11 protein-coding genes are annotated in these 14,864 nt (G+C 67.2%); 3 read left to right on the top strand and 8 right to left on the bottom strand.

Translation table 11 applies throughout. The features are described 5' to 3' along the window. Positions 1–40: 40 nt before the first annotated feature. Together ahpF and ahpC are read right to left on the bottom strand one after the other, a co-directional pair. Positions 41–1,597, bottom strand: a complete 1,557-nt coding sequence (ahpF, locus tag M9799_RS03555) for an alkyl hydroperoxide reductase subunit F (RefSeq protein ID WP_231044130.1) — start codon at positions 1,595–1,597, stop codon at positions 41–43. A gap of 94 nt (positions 1,598–1,691) precedes the next feature. Further along, positions 1,692–2,255: an alkyl hydroperoxide reductase subunit C gene (ahpC, locus tag M9799_RS03560; RefSeq protein WP_231044129.1), complete on the bottom strand. Its 564-nt coding sequence runs from the start codon at positions 2,253–2,255 to the stop codon at positions 1,692–1,694. Positions 2,256–2,511: 256 nt separating this feature from the next. On the opposite strand from ahpC, the gene bfr reads away from it, so the two are divergent. Both bfr and M9799_RS03570 read left to right on the top strand, forming a co-directional pair. Next, the gene (bfr, locus tag M9799_RS03565) at positions 2,512–2,988 is read left to right on the top strand and encodes a bacterioferritin (RefSeq protein WP_231044128.1); all 477 of its coding nucleotides are present in this window, start codon (positions 2,512–2,514) and stop codon (positions 2,986–2,988) included. A 78-nt stretch (positions 2,989–3,066) separates the two neighbouring features. Continuing rightward, entirely contained in the window at positions 3,067–3,351 is a 285-nt protein-coding gene (locus tag M9799_RS03570; RefSeq protein ID WP_231044230.1) for a VF530 family protein, read from the top strand. A gap of 283 nt (positions 3,352–3,634) precedes the next feature. Here the strand turns inward: M9799_RS03570 and M9799_RS03575 are convergent, their stop codons facing one another. The 3 genes from M9799_RS03575 to M9799_RS03585 form a co-directional block, all read right to left on the bottom strand. Next, positions 3,635–4,591 (bottom strand): alpha-E domain-containing protein, encoded by a 957-nt coding sequence (locus M9799_RS03575; RefSeq protein ID WP_231044127.1) that lies wholly within the window; start codon positions 4,589–4,591, stop codon positions 3,635–3,637. Then, positions 4,585–6,060 carry a circularly permuted type 2 ATP-grasp protein gene (locus M9799_RS03580; RefSeq protein WP_231044126.1) on the bottom strand — a complete coding sequence of 492 codons (1,476 nt, stop codon included), beginning with the start codon at positions 6,058–6,060 and terminating at the stop codon, positions 4,585–4,587. Before M9799_RS03580 ends, M9799_RS03575 begins: the two co-directional genes overlap by 7 nt. A 105-nt stretch (positions 6,061–6,165) precedes the next feature. After that, complete coding sequence (locus M9799_RS03585) at positions 6,166–8,694, bottom strand: DNA internalization-related competence protein ComEC/Rec2 (protein WP_231044125.1); 2,529 nt, start codon at positions 8,692–8,694, stop codon at positions 6,166–6,168. 131 nt (positions 8,695–8,825) lie between these two features. On the opposite strand from M9799_RS03585, the gene M9799_RS03590 reads away from it, so the two are divergent. Continuing rightward, the gene (locus M9799_RS03590) at positions 8,826–9,284 is read left to right on the top strand and encodes a RidA family protein (protein ID WP_231044124.1); all 459 of its coding nucleotides are present in this window, start codon (positions 8,826–8,828) and stop codon (positions 9,282–9,284) included. Between the two features lie 305 nt (positions 9,285–9,589). On the opposite strand, the gene parC is transcribed toward M9799_RS03590, so the two are convergent. Genes parC through M9799_RS03605 form a run of 3 tightly spaced genes read right to left on the bottom strand, consistent with a single transcriptional unit; the run spans position 9,590 to position 14,736 of the window. Further along, on the bottom strand, positions 9,590–11,932 hold the full coding sequence (parC, locus tag M9799_RS03595; RefSeq protein ID WP_231044123.1) for a DNA topoisomerase IV subunit A: 2,343 nt from the start codon (positions 11,930–11,932) through the stop codon (positions 9,590–9,592). After that, the gene (locus M9799_RS03600) at positions 11,929–12,747 is read right to left on the bottom strand and encodes a lytic transglycosylase domain-containing protein (protein ID WP_231044122.1); all 819 of its coding nucleotides are present in this window, start codon (positions 12,745–12,747) and stop codon (positions 11,929–11,931) included. Before M9799_RS03600 ends, parC begins: the two co-directional genes overlap by 4 nt. 3 nt (positions 12,748–12,750) lie before the next feature. Beyond that, positions 12,751–14,736, bottom strand: coding sequence for a DNA topoisomerase IV subunit B (locus tag M9799_RS03605; RefSeq protein ID WP_231044121.1), 1,986 nt, complete (start codon positions 14,734–14,736; stop codon positions 12,751–12,753). Positions 14,737–14,864: the final 128 nt, after the last annotated feature.

The raw sequence follows: 14,864 nt of genomic DNA on the forward strand, positions 1-14,864 counted from the left end.
GGACTGCCTTGGCAGTCCTCTTGCATCAAGCCCCTCGGCTTCAGTGACGGATCAAATGATCAAACGCCGACAGCGCCGCCGTAGCCCCCGCACCCGCCGCGATGATGATCTGCTTGTAAGGCACATCGGTGCAGTCGCCCGCGGCAAACACGCCCGGCACGTTGGTGTGGCCCTTGGCGTCGATGATGATCTCGCCGAAGCGCGTCAGCTCGACCGTGCCCTTGAGCCAGTCGGTGTTGGGCAGCAGGCCGATCTGCACGAAGATGCCGTCGAGCGCCAGATCCTGGACGCTGCCCGACACGCGGTCCTTGTAGGTCAGGCCCGTGACCTTCTTGCCGTCGCCGTTGACCTGGGTGGTCTCGGCGTTGACGATCACCGTGACGTTCGGCAGGCTGCGCAGCTTGCGCTGCAGCACCGCGTCGGCACGCAGCTCGGCGCCGAACTCCAGCAGCGTCACATGCTTGACGATCCCGGCCAGGTCGATGGCTGCCTCCACGCCCGAATTGCCGCCGCCGATCACGGCGACAGGCTTGCCCTTGAACAGCGGGCCGTCGCAGTGCGGGCAGTAGGTCACGCCCTTGGTGCGGTATTGCTCTTCGCCGGGCACGTTCATGTTGCGCCAGCGCGCGCCGGTCGACAGGATCACGGTCTTCGAGCGCAGCGTCGCGCCCGATTCCAGCTCCACGGTGATCAGGCCGCCCTCTTCCGTGGCCGGCACCAGCGCCTTGGCGCGCTGCAGGTTCATGCTGTCGACCTCGTAGTCGCGCACATGGCGGTCGAGCGCCGCGGCAAACTGCGGACCTTCGGTCTTCTGCACCGAGATGAAGTTCTCGATGTCCACGGTGTCCAGCACCTGGCCGCCCATGCGGTCGGCGGCAATGCCGGTGCGGATGCCCTTGCGCGCCGCGTAGACGGCCGCGGCCGCGCCGGCGGGGCCGCCGCCGACGATCAGCACATCGAACGCTTCCTTGGCGCTGATCTTCGCCGCCGCGCGCGCTTCGGCGCCGCTGTCGACCTTGGCGACGATCTCGGCCAACTCCATGCGGCCCTGGCCGAAGCGCGTACCGTTGACGAACACCGTGGGCACGCCCATGACTTCGCGCGCCTCGATCTCTTCCTGGAACAGCGCGCCGTCGATGGCGGTGTGCGTGATGTTCGGATTGAGCACGCTCATCAGGTTCAGTGCCTGCACGACGTCCGGGCAGTTGTGGCACGACAGCGAGTAGTAGGTCTCGAAGTTCAGCGGCGTGTCGATGGCCTTGATCTGCTCGATCAGTTCGGCCGATTCCTTGGACGGGTGGCCGCCGACCTGCAGCAGCGCCAGCACCAGGGAGGTGAATTCATGGCCCAGGGGCACGCCGGCGAAGCGCACGCCGGTGTTGATGCCGGGGTTGCTGATCAGGAACGAGGGCTTGCGCGCGTCTGCATCCTGGTCCTCGACCACGGTGATCTTGTCGCTGAGCGCGACCAGGTCGGCCAGCAGGGATTTGACTTCGCCGGACGCCTTCGAGTTGTCGAGCGTGGCGACGATCTCAATGGGCTTTTGCACGCGTTCGAGGTAAGCCTTGAGTTGGGTCTTGAGTGTGGCGTCAAGCATGATAGTCAATTCCTATTAATTATTAATTTCGATAGCTATTGTTCTGCGGTGTCAAAAAAAGCCCGGATCGCCCCGGGCTTTTCAAAGGCACGGCTTAGATCTTGCCGACCAGGTCCAGCGAAGGAGCCAGGGTGGCTTCGCCTTCGTTCCACTTGGCGGGGCAGACTTCACCGGGGTGGGCGGCAACGTACTGGGCAGCCTTGACCTTGCGCAGCAGCTCGGTGGCGTCGCGGCCAATGCCTTCGGCAGTGATTTCCACGCCCTGGATCACGCCCTGGGGGTCGATGATGAAGGTACCGCGGTTGGCCAGGCCCTGGTCGGCGCGCAGGATTTCGAAGTTGTTCGAAATGGCCATGGTCGGGTCGCCGATCATGGTGTACTGGATCTTGGCGATGGTTTCCGAAGCATCGTGCCATGCCTTGTGCACGAAGTGCGTGTCGGTGGACACGGAGAAGATCTCCACGCCCATTTTCTGGAATTCTTCGTAGTGGTCAGCCACGTCGCCCAGTTCGGTGGGGCAGACGAAGGTGAAGTCGGCGGGGTAGAAGACAAACACGGCCCACTTGCCCAGCACGTCCTTTTCGGTGATGTCGATGAACTTGCCTGCCTTGAAAGCGCTGGCCTTGAAAGGTTTGATTTCGGTATTGATGACGGACATGGTTTCTTCCTTTAAGTGAGTCGACTGAACACAGGTATGCAGTTTAGAGCTTTCACAAAATACATCCAATCAATTGACATTATTATGTTAATTGATTTTGACTATTAGATGTGACAATCCATAGCGCCTGGACTGCTTCTCAACGCAAACACGAGTCATCATCAAACGCAGGCAGACCGGATTTGCAGGGTCAAGCCATTGCCAGGGTCATTCGACCAGCGACAATCGACATATCCATAACATCGAGGAGTCCCCCATGAAAGGCGATCCACAAGTCATCGCGTACCTGCAGGCACAACTGAAGAATGAGCTCACGGCCATCAACCAGTATTTCCTGCACTACCGCATGTACAAGCACTGGGGCTTCGACAAGCTGGCCAAGAAGGAATATGCCGAGTCGATCGGCGAGATGAAGCATGCCGACTGGCTCATGGACCGCATCTTCATGCTGGACGGCCTGCCCAACCTGCAGGACCTGGGCAAGCTGCAGATCGGCGAAGACGTGCCCGAAGCCCTGGCCTGCGACCTGCGCCTGGAACTGGCGGCGCAGCAGACCATCAAGGATGGCATCCACCACGCCGACGCGGTGCGCGACTATGTCTCGCGCGACCTGCTGCTGAAGATCCTCGACGACACGGAGGAGCACATCGACTTCCTCGAGACCCAGCTGGACATCATCCAGAAGGTCGGCGTGCAGAACTATCTGCAGTCGCAGCTGGGCGAACTCGAATAACGCGCCCAGGCGCAATTGAACGGGCCCCAGGGCCCGTTTTTTTATCCCTGCACCCCATGCATGCCCGGCATGCCCGATATGCTCGCCCCCATGCAGAATCCGCCCGATACGCCCCGCGCACCCGCCAAGCAGTCCAACAATCCCTTGCATGGCATCACGCTTGCCGCCATCGTCGAGGCCCTGCAGGCGCACTATGGCTGGGAGGAACTCGGCCGCCTGGTGCCGATCCGCTGCTTCCAGAGCCAGCCGAGCGTGAATTCCAGCCTGAAGTTCCTGCGCCGGACGCCTTGGGCGAGGGAGAAGGTGGAGAGTCTTTATCTATATATGCTGCGGGAGCAGCGCAGGGGTGGGGGCCGGGGCTGAACCGACACCAAGTCAGGCAACTTCCGAATATGGCAAGGCGCGCGATCCATCTCGAGAACAGGCCGTCCATGGTTCGACGGGGCCGCCCAGGCAAGCTCACCACGAACGGTTGGGAACAGGCGCCTACCTTCCCACCGTTCGTCCTGAGCTTGTCGAAGGATGGACGGCCTGCGCTCCAAGTATGAGCACAGGCCGTCCATGGTTCGACGGACTTGTCTAGGCAAGCTCACCACGAACGGTAACCACCATGACTTTTCTTGAGGTCAGCCGTCAGTGGTAAAGCTCAATTCGCCACCAGGAAATCCCGACTGATATCCCCTCCCAGCGCATTCACGCGCTCGAGGAACTCGGTGAGATAGGCATGCAGCCCGGTGGCGAGGATTTCCTCGATGCGCGCATAGCGCAGGTCGACCAGCAGGCGGCCCGCCTTGCGCTGGGTCTCTTCGGACTGCGCGTTGGCGACCAGCGTCAGGTTGGCGACCACCTCCTGCATGCTGGCCAGCAGCGAGCGCGGCATGTCGGGGCGCAGGATCAGCAGCTCGGCCACGCGCCCGGGCGTGATCACGTCGCGATAGACCTTGCGGTAGACCTCGAAGGCCGAGACGCTGCGCAGCAGTGTGCTCCAGTGGTAGAAGTCGAACTGCGCCACCCCGCCGCTGGCGCTGCCGTGGTAGTCGCCGCGCTCGATGGCGTGGAACTTCACATCCAGCAGGCGCGCGGTGTTGTCGGCGCGCTCGAGCGCCGTGCCCAGGCGCAGGAAATGGTAGGCATCATCCTGCAGCATCGTGCCCTGGGTGACGCCGCGCGACAGATGCGAACGCTCCTTGACCCATTCGAAGAACTGCGCCGGGTCGCGCTCGAAGGCGCCATCGTCGAGTTGGCGCCGGAGTTCCAGCCAGGTATGGTTGTGGGTTTCCCAGACTTCGGTGGTGAGCGTGCCGCGCACGGCGCGCGCGTTCTCGCGCGCGGCGCGCAGGCAGCGCAGGATCGAGGCCGGGTTGCTGTCGTCGCGGACCATGAAGTCCAGCACCTTGTCGCGCGTGATTTCGCCGTGGATCTCGCGATAGGCGGGCACCAGCTCGCTGATCGACAGCACGCCCTGCCACGATTTGAGTCCCTGGCGCGCGGCCTTGGGCAGCATCGAGGTGTCATAGCTCACGCTCAGCAGGCGCGCGGTGTTTTCCGCGCGCTCGATGTAGCGCGACATCCAGTACAGATGGTCTGCGGTGCGGCTCAGCATGCGGCGCTCCCTTCGGCTTCGGTCGCGTCTTCCAGCACCCAGGTGTCCTTGGTGCCCCCGCCCTGTGATGAATTGACCACCAGCGATCCTTCCTTGAGGGCCACGCGGGTCAGGCCGCCGGCCACCATCTGCACTGTCTTGCCGCTGAGCACGAAAGGCCGCAGGTCGATGTGGCGCGGCGCGATGCCGCTTTCCACATAGGTCGGGCAGCTCGACAGGCTCAACGTCGGCTGGGCAATGTAGCCCGAGGGGTTGCCCACCAGCACCTGGCGGAAGTCCTCGATCTCGGCGCGCGTCGCGGCCGGGCCGATCAGCATGCCGTAGCCGCCGGCGCCATGCACTTCCTTGACCACGAGTTCGTCCAGGTGGTCCAGGACGTACTTCAGGTCGTCCTCCTTGCGGCACATCCAGGTCGGGACGTTCGACAGCAGCGGCTCCTCGCCCAGGTAGAAGCGGATCATGTCCGGCACGAAGGGATAGACCGATTTGTCGTCGGCGATACCGGTGCCGATGGCATTGCAGATCGCGACGTTGCCGGCGCGGTAGGCGCGCATCAGGCCGGCGCAGCCGAGCGAGGAGTCGGCGCGGAACACCTCGGGGTCGAGGAAGTCGTCGTCCAGCCGGCGGTAGATGACGTCGACGCGGCGGCGCCCGTGCGTGGTGCGCATGTACACGGTATCGTTCTCGACCACCAGGTCCTGGCCCTCGACCAGCTCCACGCCCATCTGCTGCGCCAGGAAGGCATGCTCGAAATAGGCGCTGTTGTGCATGCCCGGAGTGAGCACCACGACGGTGGGCTCGGGCGCGCTGGCGGGCGCGACGGCGCGCAGCGTGTCCAGCAGCAGGTCGGGGTAATGCGCCACGGGCGCCACCGCGTGCTGCTCGAACAGGTCGGGGAAGAGCCGCATCATCATGCGCCGGTTCTCCAGCATGTAGGAGACGCCGGAGGGCACGCGAAGGTTGTCTTCGAGCACGTAGTACTCTCCCGTGCCGTCGGCATTGGCGGCGCGCACGATGTCGATGCCGGCGATCTGCGCGTAGATGTCGCCCGGCACCTTGAGCCCGGCCATTTCGGGGCGGAACTGGGCGTTGTCCAGGATCAGGTCGGAGGGCACGATGCCGGCGCGCAGGATGTCCTGGCCATGGTAGATATCGTGGATGAAGCGGTTGAGCGCCGTGGCGCGCTGCGTCAGGCCGCGCTGCAGGTGCGTCCACTCGGGTGCGGGGATGATGCGCGGGATGGTGTCGAAGGGGATGAGCCGTTCCTGCCCGGCGCCGGCCTCGTCCTTGGCGCCATAGACGGCAAAGGTGATGCCGACCCGGCGGAAGATCATCTCCGCCTCGGCGCGCCGCGCCTGCATGGTGTCGGCGGGCTGGCGTGACAGCCATTCACGGTAGCTTTTGTAATGCGCTCGCACATCGCTGCCCTCGAAGGGCGTGGCTGCATACATTTCGTCGAATCGTTGCATCTGGGTAGGTCTCCTGAACCACACAAGCAGGACCGTCTGCGGTCCCACGCTTGTCCACGCGGCAGTTTACCCATCGCCTGGCATCCTCGAGGTAGGCCGGAGCGCCTATTTGCGGGCCCCGGCCTGCCAGTAGCGCGGCTGGCGCGCGCGCTCGCAGACGACCTGCTGCGGCCGCGCCGAAGACCACTGCGCGGCGCCGCATGCGGGGCTCGACAGCAGGTTCACGCGCTGCTCGCGGTAGCGCTGCACGACCGGCGCCGCGGGGTGGCCGTAGCGGTTGCGGTAGCCGGCCTGCACCAGCGCGTGGCGTGGCGACACGGCGGCAATCCATTCGGCGCTCGACGAGGTCTTGCTGCCGTGGTGCGGCACCAGCAGCCAGTCGGCGCGCAGGGGCGCTGCGCGCGCCAGCAGCGCGGACTCCTGCGCGCGTTCGATGTCGCCCGCGAGCAGGGCCGCCGCGCCATTGGCCGCTTCGATGCGCAGCACGCAGCTGCGGGTGTTGGGCGCGTCCCTGCCCTTCGCCCCGATGCGCTGCGGCAGCGGGGCCATGGCCTCGGCCGGCAGCGGATGCAGCACTTCGAACGCAACCCCATCCCATGCCCAGCGCTGGCCTGCGGCGCAGGGCACGGCCGCCTGCCGCACCGCGGCCGGCCACTCGGGGCTGGCCGCGCCGCGCAGCGCGGCCTGCGGCTGCGCGCGCTGCACCGACGCCGCGCCGCCGGTATGGTCGTTGTCGCCATGGCTCAGCATCAGCATGTCCAGGCGCTCGCCCTGCGCGCGCAGGAGCGGCAGCAGCACGCGCTGGCCCGCATCGCTGTCGGGCCCGTAGCGCGGGCCGCTGTCATACAGCAGGCTGTGCGAGCGGGTGCGCACCAGCACCGCGTTGCCCTGCCCGATATCGGCCGCCAGCAGCGTGAAGCTGCCCGGCGCGGGGCGCGCGGGCAGCCACGACAGCGCCGGCAGCAGCAACGGCAGGCCGAGCAGGCGCAGCGACCACGGCAGGCGCAGCACCAGCCAGATGCCGCCGGCAATGGCCGCCAGCGCGGCCCACAGCGGCGCCGCCGGCAGGAACAGCTGCGCTGCCGGCATCTGCGCCAGCCAGGCCAGCGCGGCATGCAGCGGCACCACGCTGGCGGTCGCCAGCTGCCACAGCGGTGCCCAGCCCATTCCCAGCAGCGCGAGCGGCGTGACCACCAGGGTCACCCAGGGAATGGCCAGCAGGTTGGCCACCACGCCCACCAGCGAGACCTGGCCGAACAGCAGCAGGCCCAGCGGCGTGAGCGCCAGCGTGACCACCGCCTGGGCCCGGAGCAGCGCCAGTGCCTGGGAGCGCAGATGGTCCAGCGTTCGACGACCTGTGGAAACCTCCCGGGCAGGCGGGTCCGTCCTCGCGGCCGAGGCAAACAGCACGCCCACCGCCACGAAGCTCAGCCAGAAGCCTGCCTGCCACAGCGCCCAGGGGTCGGCCAGCACCACGGCCGCCAGCGCCAGCAGCCAGGTCTGGTACCAGGGCCAGCGCACGCCGGCCAGGCGCAGTCCGGCGACCACGGCCAGCATCGTCACCGTGCGCTGCGCCGGCACGCCCCAGCCGCTGAGCGCCGAATAGGCCAGCGCCAGCAGCACGCCGCCCACCAGCGCGGCCGTGGGCGCCGGCACCCACAGGCAGCAGCGCGCCGATAATCGCCAGGTCCAGCCCAGCAGCGCCGCCGCCAGCCAGGCGAACAGCGTGATGTGCAGCCCGGAGATGCTCATCAGATGGGCCACGCCGGTGGCACGGAACAGCTCCCAGTCGCTGCGCTCTATGGCCTGCTGGTCGCCGACCACCAGCGCCGCGACCACGCCGCGCGCGCGTTGCCAGCCGGACGGCTCGACGCCGGCCCATTCCCAAGGCATGGCGCGCATGCCGACGATCGCATCGCGCAGCCGCTGGCGCAGCAGCGCCACGGGATGGCTCCAGGTCTGTTGCAGCCGCTGCGGCGGCGCCTGGGCCTTGCCCGCGCGCACATAGCCCGTGGCCTGTACCCCCTGCTCCCAGAGCCACAGCTCCTGGTCGAAGCCATGGGGATTGCGCAGCCCATGCGGAGCCTTGAGGCGTACGGTCATTGCCCAGCGTTCGCCGGCGGAAAGTGGCATGGGCCCGGGCCCGGTGCCGCTGCGCGGCCCCTGCCAGGTCAAGTCAATCAGCGGCGGCAGCTGCACCGGAACAGCCTCGGCCTTTGTGGCGTGCACCGCATGCTCGACCGCAAAACGAAAACGCAGCCCCCAGGGCGCGGGCTCGGGCATCGCGGCCACGATGCCGGTCACGCGCAGATCCTGGCCTTCGAGCTCCGGCGCCAATGCCTGCGACTGGAAAGCCAGCGCACGCGCACCGCAGCCCACGGCCATGGCACAGGCCGCGGCCAGGGCCCAGAGCAGCCAGGGCACTGCGAAGGCCCGGCGGCGTGCGGCCCAGGCGCTTGCGGCCAGCACTGTGCCAGACAGGAGCAGCGCTGCGTAGCCATATGTCGTCCACAGCGCAGGCTGGGTCACCTGCCAGGCCGCACCTGCAACCAATCCGATGAGCGCAGCCTGGAACCCATACCAGGGCCGCAGGGGCTGGGCACAGGTTTCAGGGATGCCAGGCGAAGCGCTCATCGCGCAGATGCTAGCCAGCGCCATCCAATTGCGCGCCCCTGCCCTTGCGCCCATCAGTGCCTCTTGGCGGCCGTGCCTATGTCACACTCGCAGACGACCCGAATTCCCTGGAATTTCACAAAGGAAATGTGATGAGCGTTTACGACAAGCTGAAAGAACTGCAGATCGAACTGCCCGAACTGGCCGTGCCCGCGGCCGCCTACCTGCCTTACGTGCAGACCGGCTCGCTGGTGTTCCTGAGCGGCCACCTCGCCAAGAAGGACGGCAAGGTCTGGGTCGGCCAGCTGGGCCGCGACCTGGACACCGAAGAAGGCAAGGCCGCGGCGCGCGCTGCCGCCATCGACCTGCTGGGCACGCTGCACCACGCCACCGGCGGCAACCTCGAGCGCGTGCAGCGCATCGTCAAGGTGATGAGCCTGGTCAACTCGACCGGCGATTTCACCGAGCAGCACCTGGTCACCAACGGCTGCAGCGAATTGCTGGGCGAAGTCTTTGGCGCCAAGGGACAGCATGCGCGCAGCGCGTTTGGCGTGGCGCAGATTCCGCTCGGCGCCTGCGTGGAGATCGAGCTGATCGCCGAGATCGGCTGAGCGCATCACCCTTTCGCCGCAGTGCAACCCACGGCTGCGCGTCGCCCAGGTGATGCGCATGCCAGGCCCGCTGCGGCTGGCGGACTTCGCGCGCGCCCGTTACCCATGCATATGGCTCCGTGCGGCACGGAGACGCCGTCAGATCCACGGCCACAGCCTGCCTTGAAGGGCAGGAACTGCCTGCCGGGAGCACGCGCCGGAACGCAGAGACCAGCCGCTGCCGGCAGCAGACGCGGCGAAAAAATGCCGCTCGGCACGGACCGAGCGGCATTGTCTTTCCCATGCGCGCCTGCGGCGCGGCCAGCTCACTCCACGCGCGTGATGCGCGCCGGCTTGAAGCCCAGATCGGCCGCCTTGCCCTTGGCACCGCGCTTGCCGCGGGCGTTGTTCAGGCTGCGGATCTCCAGCGTCTCTTCGCGCGCCTTGCCGCCGCGGCCCGTGCCCTCGAGGCGGATGCTGCGGGTATAGGCCGCCGCGCCAGCCAGCGTGTCGCCATCCTCCAGCGCCAGCAGCAGCAGGCCGCGCGCCGCGCTGGACATGGTCTTGAGCTCGGCGATCTCGAAAGTCAGGATGCGCCCGCCGACCGAGCCCACGGCGACATGGGTGGCGGCCGGCAAGATGGCGCTGCCCGAGCCGCCGCTGGCCACCGACGGCGCGCACAGCGTCTCGCCTTCCGCCAGGTTGACGAAGGCCTTGCCGCTCTTGTTGCGCGACACCAGGCTCTCGACGTTCGCCAGGAAGCCATAGCCACCGGAGCTCGCCAGCAGCAGGCTGGTCTGGGCCGGTCCGGCGAAGTAGTACTGCAGCCGCGTGCCGTTCTCCAGTTCGACCAGCGTGGTGACGGGCTGGCCGTCGCCGCGCCCGCCGGGCAGCTGCGCCACCGGCACCGAATAGACGCGGCCGTTGCTGCCGAAGGCGATCAACTGGTCCACGGTGCGGCACTCGAAGGTGCCGTAGAGCGCATCGCCGGCCTTGAAGGTGAAGCTCGAGGCCTCGTGGCCATGGCCCTGGCGCGCGCGCACCCAGCCCTTTTCCGACACCACCACGGTGACCGGTTCATCGGCGACCTTGACCTCGGCCACGGCCTTCTTCTCCTCCTGGATCAGCGTGCGGCGCGCATCGGCGAACTGCTTGGCGTCGGCCTCGATCTCCTTGACCATGAGCCGGCGCAGCGAGGCCGGGTTGCCCAGGATGTCTTCCAGCTTGGCCTGGCTCTCGCGCAGCGCCGCGAGCTCCTGCTCGATCTTGATGGCTTCCAGGCGCGCCAGCTGGCGCAGACGGATCTCGAGGATGTCCTCGGCCTGTCGCTCGGACAGCGCGAAGCGCTCGATCAGCGCCGCCTTGGGCTCCTCGCTCTCGCGGATGATGGCGATGACCTCGTCGATGTTGAGCAGCACGATCTGCCGGCCTTCGAGGATGTGCGCGCGGTCGAGCACTTTCGCCAGGCGGTGCTGCGAGCGCCGCGTCACCGTGGCCTGGCGGAACTCGATCCATTCGCGCAGCATCTGCAGCAGCGATTTCTGCACCGGCTTGCCGTCGAGCCCGATCATCGTTAGGTTGATGGAGCTCGAGGTCTCGAGGCTGGTGTGGGCCAGCAGCATGTGCGCCAGGTCGGCCTGGCGCACCTTGGCGCTCTTGGGCTCGATGACGATGCGCACCGGCGCGTCCTTGCTGGACTCGTCGCGCACGCCGTCGAGCACCGCCAGCAGGTTCAGCTTGAGCTGTTGCTGGTCCTGGCTCAGGGTCTTCTTGCCGGCCTTGACCTTGGGGTTGGACAGCTCCTCGATCTCCTCGAGCACCTTCTGCGCCGAGACGCCCGGCGGCAGCTCGGTGACCACCATCTGCCACTGGCCGCGCGCCAGTTCCTCGATCTTCCAGCGCGCGCGCACCTTGAGGCTGCCGCGGCCGGTGCGGTAGGCATCGGCGATGTCGGACGCGCTGCTGATGATCTGCCCGCCGCCCGGATAGTCGGGACCCTGGATGAATTGCGCCAGATCGGCCTGGGTCAGTTGCGGCTTCTTGATCAGCGCGACGCAGGCATCGGCCACCTCGCGCAGGTTGTGGCTCGGGATCTCGGTGGCCAGGCCCACGGCGATGCCGCTGGCGCCGTTGAGCAGGCTGAAAGGCAGCCGCGCGGGCAGCTGGCGCGGCTCCTGGGTCGAGCCGTCGTAGTTGGGCGCGAAGTCCACCGTGCCCTCGTCGATCTCGTCGAGCAGCAGGCCGGTGATCTTCGACAGCCGCGCCTCGGTGTAGCGCATGGCCGCAGCGCCGTCGCCGTCGCGGCTGCCGAAATTGCCCTGGCCGTCGACCAGCGGATAGCGCTGCGCGAAGTCCTGCGCCATGCGCACCAGCGCGTCATAGGCTGACTGGTCGCCATGCGGGTGGAAGCGCCCCAGCACATCGCCGACCACGCGCGCGCTCTTGACGGGACGCGCAGCGGTATTGCCCGAGTAGCCCAGGCCCATGCGGTCCATTGCATAGAGGATGCGCCGCTGCACCGGCTTGAGGCCGTCGCAGACATCGGGGAGGGCTCGGCCCTTGACCACCGACAGCGCGTATTCGAGGTAGGCGCGCTGCGCATAGGTTCCCAGGTCCAGCGCATCGCCATTGGCTTGCACCGCGAGGTCCAAAGTATCTTGATCGCTCATTGTTCTCGTTTCTCGTCGAAAGTCCCGCTGGCGCCGCCAGGCAGCGTCATGCGGATGCGTGAGGACCGTGCGCCGCCTTCGGCGCGGGCCGCGGCGACCGGCGCCAGCGGCTGGAGCTGGCGGTACAGCGCCAGCACGGTCTTCACATAGTTTTGTGTTTCACGGTAGGGCGGGATCTTCTGCCCGGCGCGGCGCACCGCGCCCTCGCCGGCGTTGTAGGCCGCCAGCGCCAGCTCGAGCCGGCCGTCGAACAGGTCCAGCAGATGCGCCAGATAGCGCGCGCCCGCGGGCACATTGACGGCCGGGTCGTGCAGCTGCTGCGCCAGGCTGCGCGTGCGGGTAGGCGCGACGCCGAAGCGCTCGGCCGTGGCCGGCATCAGCTGCATCAGCCCGAGCGCGCCCTTGGGCGAGACCGCCAGGGTATCGAAGCCCGATTCGGTGGCAATGACGGCCTTGAGCAGCGCGTAGTCGACGCCGCTGCGCTCGGCCGCGCGGCGCAGGTGTGGACGCGCACTCTTGTAGGCCGGCAACAAGTCGAAATACGACTGCACGCGCGTACGCGCGGCCGGCGCCGTACCCGGCTGCATGGGCGCGGCGATGTCGAGTTCGGAATCGAAGCGCGGGCCGCGGAAGAACAGCGTGTAGCGCTCGTCGAGCTGCTCGGCCGCGAAATGCGTCACGCCGCGCGCATCGACAAACGCCCAGAGATCGGCGCGCGCGCCACCCGCCGCCGCCAGCCCCAGGCACAGCAGGCCCGCCGCCAGCAGGCGGTGGCGGGAGCTGCGGCGCAGCAGGGGGCGGGCCGGGCAGGTCATGGCTCAGATATCGACTTCCACGGCATCGCCATGCAGCTCCATGAGCTCGCGGCGGGCCGCGGCCTCGCCCTTGCCCATCAGCTTGGTGATGACGTCCTCGGACTCCGCGAAACCCAGGTTCAGCAGCTGCACCGGCAGCAGGCGGCGCGTGTCGGGGTTCAGCGTGGTGTCCCAGAGCTGCTCGGCGTTCATCTCGCCCAGGCCCTTGAAGCGGCTGACCTGGCACTTCTCGCGCGGCACGCCGTCCTTGGCGCACTTGTCGAGGATCGCCGCCAGCTCGTTGTCGTCGAGCGCATAGACCTTGGCCGCGGGCTTCTTGCCGCGCGCCGGCACGTCGACGCGGAACAGCGGCGGCAGCGCCACGTGGATATGCCCGGCCTCGACCAGCTTGGGGAAGTGGCGGAAGAACAGCGTCAGCAAGAGCACCTGGATGTGCGAGCCGTCGACGTCGGCATCCGACAGGATGCAGACCTTTCCATAGCGCAGGCCGGACAGGTCGGGCGAATCGTTCGGGCCGTGCGGATCGACGCCGATCGCCACCGAGATGTCGTGGATCTCGTTGTTGGCGAACAGCCGGTCCCGGTCGACCTCCCAGGTGTTGAGCACCTTGCCGCGCAGCGGCAGCACGGCCTGGGTTTCCTTGTCGCGACCCATCTTGGCGCTGCCGCCGGCGGAATCACCCTCGACCAGGAAGACTTCGTTGTGCGCGATGTCGCGGCTCTCGCAGTCGGTGAGCTTGCCCGGCAACACCGCCACGCCCGAGCCCTTGCGCTTTTCGACCTTCTGGCCGGCCTTCTGGCGGCTTTGCGCGGCCTTGATCGCCAGCTCGGCGAGCTTCTTGCCCCATTCCACATGCTGGTTGAGCCACAGCTCGAGGATCGGGCGCACGAAGCCCGACACCAGGCGCACCGCGTCGCGCGAGTTCAGCCGCTCCTTGATCTGGCCCTGGAACTGCGGGTCGAGCACCTTGGCGTTGAGCACATAGCTGGCGCGCGCGAACACGTCGTCGGGCATCAGCTTCACACCCTTGGGCAGCAGCGAATGCAGCTCGATGAAGTTCTTCACCGCCTGGAACAGGCCGTCGCGCAGGCCGCTTTCATGGGTGCCGCCGGCGGTGGTGGGAATCAGGTTGACATAGCTCTCGCGCACTGCCGCGCCGTCCTCGGTGAAGGCCACGCACCAGGCCGCGCCCTCGCCCTCGGAAAAGCTGTCGTTGTGGCGGTCGGCAAAGCCCTCGCCCTCGAACATGGGAATCGCGGGCTCGCCATGCAGGTTCTGCTGCAGGTAGTCGCGCAGGCCGCCCTTGTACTGCCAGACCTGGGGCGCCTCGCGCGTCTTCTCGTTGACCAGGGTCACGGTGACGCCGGGCATCAGCACCGCCTTGCTGCGCAGCAGGTGCACCAGCTCGCCCATGGGCAGCTGCGCGGTCTCGAAATACTTCGCATCGGGCCAGACGCGCACCGTGGTGCCGCGCTTGCGCTCGCCGCTGGTGAGCGGCTGCACCTGCAGCGGCTCGATCACGTCGCCCGCGCCGAACACCAAGCGCGCGCTGTGGCCGTCGCGAAAGCTGGTGACTTCCATGCGCGTCGAGAGCGCATTGGTCACCGAGACGCCCACGCCGTGCAGGCCGCCGGAGAAGCTGTAGGCGCCGCCCTGGCCCTTGTCGAACTTGCCGCCCGCGTGCAGGCGCGTGAACACCAGCTCGATGACCGGCGCGTTCTCCTCGGGATGCAGGCCGTAGGGGATGCCGCGGCCATCGTCCTCGACGCTGACCGAATGGTCGGCATGCAGGGTGAACTTGATCTTCTTGCCGTAGCCGGCCAGGGCCTCGTCGGCGGCGTTGTCCAGCACCTCCTGCAGGATGTGCAGGGGGTTGTCGGTGCGCGTGTACATGCCCGGGCGCTGCTTGACGGGCTCGAGGCCCTTGAGCACGCGGATCGAGCCTTCGGAGTACGCGCTCGTGGAGGAGGATGAGGGTTTTGCTGCCATGGGCTGGGATTGTAGTGCGGCGCAAAGCAAAAAGCTGTATGGACACACAGCATACCCTGCAGCGCGTGCAGTGTCGCGCGGATGCCTGCGCCGCGAGGTCAATCTGGATACATTTGCATCATCATGCA

This window comes from Comamonas endophytica, assembly GCF_023634805.2.
GTDB lineage: Bacteria > Pseudomonadota > Gammaproteobacteria > Burkholderiales > Burkholderiaceae_C > Comamonas > Comamonas endophytica.